6 protein-coding genes are annotated in these 5,971 nt (G+C 45.7%); 2 read left to right on the top strand and 4 right to left on the bottom strand.

Going from position 1 to position 5,971, the window contains the following annotated elements; all coding sequences use genetic code 11:
• Window positions 1–25: 25 nt before the first annotated feature.
• Genes WCO51_08705 through WCO51_08690 form a run of 4 tightly spaced genes read right to left on the bottom strand, consistent with a single transcriptional unit; the run spans window position 26 to window position 4,050 of the window.
• Window positions 26–997 (bottom strand): MoxR family ATPase, encoded by a 972-nt coding sequence (locus tag WCO51_08705; protein ID MEI6513338.1) that lies wholly within the window; start codon window positions 995–997, stop codon window positions 26–28.
• Between the two features lie 4 nt (window positions 998–1,001).
• On the bottom strand, window positions 1,002–2,186 hold the full coding sequence (locus tag WCO51_08700; GenBank protein ID MEI6513337.1) for a DUF4350 domain-containing protein: 1,185 nt from the start codon (window positions 2,184–2,186) through the stop codon (window positions 1,002–1,004).
• Between the two features lie 3 nt (window positions 2,187–2,189).
• Complete coding sequence (locus WCO51_08695) at window positions 2,190–3,038, bottom strand: DUF4129 domain-containing protein (GenBank protein ID MEI6513336.1); 849 nt, start codon at window positions 3,036–3,038, stop codon at window positions 2,190–2,192.
• Entirely contained in the window at window positions 2,992–4,050 is a 1,059-nt protein-coding gene (locus WCO51_08690; protein MEI6513335.1) for a hypothetical protein, read from the bottom strand. The genes WCO51_08695 and WCO51_08690 overlap by 47 nt, the downstream gene beginning before the upstream one ends.
• Before the next feature lie 109 nt (window positions 4,051–4,159).
• Here WCO51_08690 and gmk point away from each other — a divergent pair, with 109 nt between their 5' ends.
• Entirely contained in the window at window positions 4,160–4,759 is a 600-nt protein-coding gene (gmk, locus tag WCO51_08685) for a guanylate kinase (protein MEI6513334.1), read from the top strand.
• Window positions 4,725–5,945 carry a bifunctional phosphopantothenoylcysteine decarboxylase/phosphopantothenate--cysteine ligase CoaBC gene (gene coaBC, locus WCO51_08680; GenBank protein MEI6513333.1) on the top strand — a complete coding sequence of 407 codons (1,221 nt, stop codon included), beginning with the start codon at window positions 4,725–4,727 and terminating at the stop codon, window positions 5,943–5,945. Before gmk ends, coaBC begins: the two co-directional genes overlap by 35 nt.
• Window positions 5,946–5,971: the final 26 nt, after the last annotated feature.

Below are 5,971 nucleotides of genomic sequence, written 5' to 3'. Positions count from 1 at the left end.
CGAATTACGTGCAATACACGAAGCATTAACGCGGTACCGTTATTGTATCGATAATCCCAGCTAAGACCCTGTCTGCTGTCAAACCCTCGATCTCCGCTTCAGGTCTAAGCAGAATTCGGTGACGTAGCGTCGGATAAGCAAGTTCTTTGACATCATCGGGAGTAACAAAATCGCGCGCCCTTAGCGCCGCCAATGCCTTTGAGCATAAAAGCAATGCGATACCTGCGCGTGGGGAAGCGCCAATCATAAGGTAATCCGAATTACGTGATTTACGCACGATATCAGAAATATACTCGACAACTCGTTCCTCGACCCCAATACCTTCGACAAATACTCGAAGCTTTGCGATGCCTTCGGCATTTAATATTGATGTCAGTCCGGCATCTTCTAGCTTCATAGATCGGAAACCCTGATGATAACGGTTAAGAATTTGTTTTTCTTCAAAGTCAGAAGGATAGTCAACTAGGATTTTCAATAAAAAACGGTCGAGTTGGGCTTCGGGAAGGGGATAGGTGCCTTCGAACTCAATTGGGTTTTGAGTAGCGCAGACAAAAAATGGCTTCGGAAGTGGATGTTTGACCCCATCGATGGTAACATTTCTTTCCTCCATCGCTTCGAGTAGCGCACTTTGTGTTTTTGGAGGTGTACGGTTGATTTCATCGGCAAGCAGGACACTCGTAAAGATAGGTCCCTGCCTAAGATGGAAACTAGAAGTGTTTGCATCATAAATATTTGTTCCTGTGATATCGGAAGGCATCAGATCGGGAGTGAACTGAACGCGTGTAAAAGGCAGATCCAATACTAGAGCCAGAGCACGCACCAGCAGTGTTTTGGCAGTGCCGGGGACGCCTTCGAGAAGCACATGCCCATCGGCTAAAAATGCTACCAACAACTGTTCAATTACGCTGTCCTGCCCGACAACAGCTTTTTGTATCTCGTCTTTTATCTTTTGTGCGGTTTCCACTACCGGGTTGGTTGTTTGCATTCTGCTATCCATTAATTCACTCTTTCCTTCCTAATGATGCATTCGCTTCGACATCTAACTTCCTGATCAATTCAAGCATATGGGCTTCATCCAAAGGCTTGCTAAGCGCATCCCATGCTCTTTCGAGAACTACTTTGAGGCCGGCGGGAGATTGCAGGATTAATACCTCATAGGGGGTATTCGCCGGCGCTCCTACCTTATTCGCCAAACGCCTTAGAGTATCCTTGAAAATTGTTTCTAACGCAATATGGGTTGCATGGGCTTTCCGATAAGTCTCACCCATCGCCGTTACATATTCACCGACCGAAGGCTCTTTGCGAACTGAACGTAAAGGCAACCCGAAACGCCTGCTCAAACCAAACATTATAACTGCAATCAGTAATAGAACTTGAATGATCACCAACTGACTGGGAGCATTAAGGTGATCCCAAAGCGTTTTGTCTTTCCCGTAACCATAATCATACTCGTCAAAAGCGATAACATTGCCAGGATCGGCATGAGAAGCTGCCAAACGGTATGTGAATATCGCGTTATCGGCTTTTCCTAAGTATTTATTTGAGATGAGGGATGCATCGACCGCAGCGACCATCCAACCTTTACCATAAGGACGAGCAATAGCTAATACTCCATATTTATCCTTTAAAATCGGAAGCCATTCATGACCTATGATTTTCAGTCGCAAGTCAGAACTCCCCTCTAAAGACTTGACTCCTTTAGTATGGGGTGCAGGAGTGGGGATTGCCGTATATTCAGAGTTAGATAATTTATTAGTAATCCAGTGCTTTTTAAAACCGCTCTTTTTCAGATAAATAACCGCTTTACCTTCTAAACCTAAAACAACAAGTGTGCCGCCATTTTGGACCCATTCTTGAACCTTATTGATAGACTTAGTATCCTCTAGATAGCTACTCATTTGATCTTTCCCATAATTAGAGAATTCCTCTGAGTTCAACATGAAAAATACTTTCACATTGCTATCAATCTTAGTAAGGGGGTTTTCCCATCGGGTGGTTTTGAAGCCGTTCTCTTTCAAGAGAAGATAGGCTGCCATCGCGCCGTCGGGATCAGATGAATAGGTGGTTGGAACGATTGAGCCCCCTACCCTGAAACGCTCTCTCATCTTAGCGTCAATTATGCCGATGATGCCGATTATCACAATAATCAGAAGGATATACCAGATGATTTTGTATCGACGGAGCATAGGTTATGCCTCCCCAATCGGCGCTAGGCGCGAAAAGATCAGATAGGCTTGTTCGAATTGTTGATAATCATCCTCACTTGCTGGGCGTTCACCATACCAGAAAAGATCGAACGATTGTGTCAAAGGCAGCAGCGTTTGGCTGATTTCAGTTCTCTTTGATTTCTGAATTTGGCGAAGGTATTCCCAATTGGTGTTTTTTGGTTCATAAAGAATGATGCGGGCGCGGTCGAGATGGAGGAGCGAGGCGATATAGGCTGCCCTCAATGCCTCTCGATAATTGCCATCCTGCGCTAGCCCACGCGCATTATTAAGCCATTGTTCAGGTGGATCGGTAGCAGTCGGCAAATTAAGACTTGGAATTGCTGCTGTTGCTTTGCCATGAAATACCCTGAAACGTATTAGCGCATAGATAGTGAAGACGAAAAGAAGCGCGGAAAGAATAATGACAACTGTTCGAGAAAGGTCGGGTCCCATTTTCGTTGCAGCATTTTTCGGGAAGAGCTTATTACTAAGCCAATTAATTATCTTGCCTATAAACTTTAAGACTGATTGAACTGATTTCCCGATTGGTTCGAAATAGGTACCTGTATATAATTCAGGAGCAGGCTTGAATCGGGGGTTTGCAAGGATGCGTTTGGCCGAGTCTTTAATTTCAGAGGGGGTTTTTGTTGATTTATTGTGTTGGCTTGCTAGTTTCTTGAAAGGCGCTGGGTAAGCGTTGTTATCTGTTTGCGCATATAATGCGGCGCAAGAAATTATTAGCAGTACAGCGATAATAGCAACGCAGCTAATCGCCGAGGTTAGCTTATAAAGTTGCTTGCGTATCAGGGGCGGTCTTTTTACCCATTTCACGCGCCAAAACCTCCAGGTCAAAACCTTCCTTGCGAACACGGAGATCGTAATAGAGCAAGGTAATACATCCGCTAATAACCGGCATAATCAATAAATTAATCGCTGCGCTGGCAATATAAGCACTCACAACGCCGATCATTGGAACGGTTGGATTACTTTGCCCCATACTGCCGGTGAGTGCTGTTGCAGGGAGCATAATGGCATAGCTAATCATTTGTTGAATTATGCCAACGGCAATAGCTAGAAGTAGATAGATTCCAAGAACTCTCCAAAAGTTGCCTTTTATCAAGATAATGCTGCGAGCAAGTGCATTAACTATTGATCGGCCTTCAATCACGACGATTTGAGTTACAAATAAGAACCAAACATAGACCCCTAGCATGACGATCATCGCAAGGAATATTCCTGAAAAAAAGAGAACCATCATAACTAGCGCGATTCCCACTGATGAATCAGCGTTTGGTGTTTCTGACATTAAGCCAATAAAAAACAACATTAGAAAAGTTGCCGTGGTGAATACTAATGTCATTGGAGCAAGAATGAGAAGACGTGCCCCCGCAAGCCGAAACAATATCTTCCAAACTCGCCCTAATACACTTTTGATGGATGATTGTTCATTTAGGTACTTATCCGAAATCGCCAAAGCGCTTGCGCCGTATTGAATGGCATCAATTAACCAATACAAGACTGCGCCGATTATCATCAAGGGGACAAAAACAGCCATCATGCCGAGAATTTGTTCAGGAGAAGGTGCTTTAGCAGTGTTTGAAAGACTATAGAAATAATAAATTAATGGCGGCGCAACTAATGCCGCTAAGAGAAGAAAGGGGATCGTTGGAATGACGATTACTCCGAGCAGCAACTTGAAGTTTTTTCGGTAGAGGTCAAGCGCTTCATCAATGATTTCACCAACGTTAAGTGGCCTTAGCCGAAGTGATCGTCTTTCTCTTCGCCCTTGATTAGGCTGATAGACAAATGGTCGATTGGGTTCCACGAGCCGATTATAGCACACTCAACGCTGCTCAATAAGACTATGTGCTTGTTTGGATTAATGTTGACGGAGTTTAATGCTTTCGGTTACACTGTACGTAGTAGAGTTAAGTATCTATGAGGAGCACATATTGGCAAGCAACAAGGGGTTAGTAATTATCCTGTCCGGACCTTCTGGAGTAGGAAAAGACACTCTTATTGATAAGTGGACCACGATGAACCGCAATCTCGCTCGGCTAGTTACGTGCACAACACGCGAGCAACGACCGGGCGAGCGCATTGGTGTAGATTACCACTTTATCAGTGAGGACGAGTTTGATCGTATGATCGAGCGAAATGCCTTTCTTGAATACAAGAAGGTTATGGGCTGCCACTATGGCAGCCCACTTGAAGATCTCCAGCACATGTCGGCGATGGGGCGGGATGTGATTTTAAAGATCGATGTTCAGGGCGCATTAGAAGTCAAAACTAAGCTTCCTGAAGCGGTCATGATTTTCGTTCAACCACCTTCACTGGCAGTTCTTGAAGAGCGTTTAAGAAGCCGAAGCACAGAAAATGAAGATCAGATGCAACTGCGCCTAAAGACCGCTCTAAAAGAAATTGACGAGATACCCAATTATGACTATCTGGTTACAAACGATATAGTGGATCGCGCAGTGCATACTCTGAATTCAATCTTGGTAGCGGAGCATAGCCGTGTCGGACGAAGCAGGTCAATTGTTAGCGGGTAAAAGAATACTTCTTGGAATTTGCGGAAGCGTTGCAGCTTATAAAGCTGCCGATGTTGCCCGTGATCTCATGCGTCATGGGGCAGATGTTCATGTGGTACTCACAGTTCATGGACGATGGTTCGTCACACCTGCGCTTTTTGAGGCGCTGACTGGCCATCCTGTTACAATCGATTCTTTCGACGAGCCAGAGCCAGGTAAGATTGCCCATCTCGAATTGCCACGAAATACCGATCTCTTTCTCGTAGCTCCCGCCACCGCTCATACAATGGCCAAATTCGCGAATGGTCTGGCAGATGATATGCTTTCGACTGCTCTTCTAGCCAATACCTCGCCGGTATTGCTGGCGCCCGCAATGAATCCGAGAATGTGGGCTAATCCTGCTACTCAAGCCAATGTCGAAGCCCTTAGACTACGGGGGTTTTCATTTGTTGAACCAGCCTACGGCATCATGGCTTGCGGCGATGAAGGGGAAGGGAGACTTGCTGATGTGTCTGATATCGTTTCTGCAGCGCAACAGTTACTCTCACATTCCAAGGATATGCAAGGAAAGCGAGTTCTAATCACTGCCGGCCCTACTCGCGAACCAATTGATCCTGTCCGCTTTCTGGGGAACCGTTCATCAGGAAAGATGGGTTATGCTCTCGCCAAAGCTGCGAAGAGCAGAGGAGCATCGGTTACTTTGATATCCGGCCCAACCGCATTATCGCCTGAGGCGGGCATTGAAGTAGTGAATGTCGAGACCGCCGCACAAATGAAGGAAGCTGTCGAAAAGCATTTCAACGATTGCGACATCTTTATCTCAGCTGCCGCAGTAAGCGATTTCCGTCCTGCCAATTATTTAGAGGCCAAGAAAAAGCGCAATGGCTCCTCATGGACTGTTGAGTTAGTGCCCAACGAGGACATAGTTGCGGCTATGAGTTCAAAAAAGAAAGCACAGATAGTCGTTGGCTTTGCAGCCGAGACAAGTGATTTATTAGAAAATGCCTCCAAGAAACTGCGGTCAAAAAACCTCGATCTAATCGCCGCTAACGACGTAACTGAACCAGGATCCGGTTTCGAGACCGACACCAACCGCCTAACTCTGCTCTATCCCGACGGCCGCCAAGATTCCTTACCTCAACTCCCCAAATCCCAAGCCGCCAACCGTCTGCTTGATGCTGTTCTTGGGCTGAAGGCTGGGAAATAGCCCTTCATAGTCCGCTCATCAAATTC

This window comes from bacterium, from assembly GCA_037131655.1.
Lineage (GTDB): Bacteria > Armatimonadota > Fimbriimonadia > Fimbriimonadales > JBAXQP01 > JBAXQP01.
This window is presented reverse-complemented; position numbering and strand designations above follow the sequence as displayed.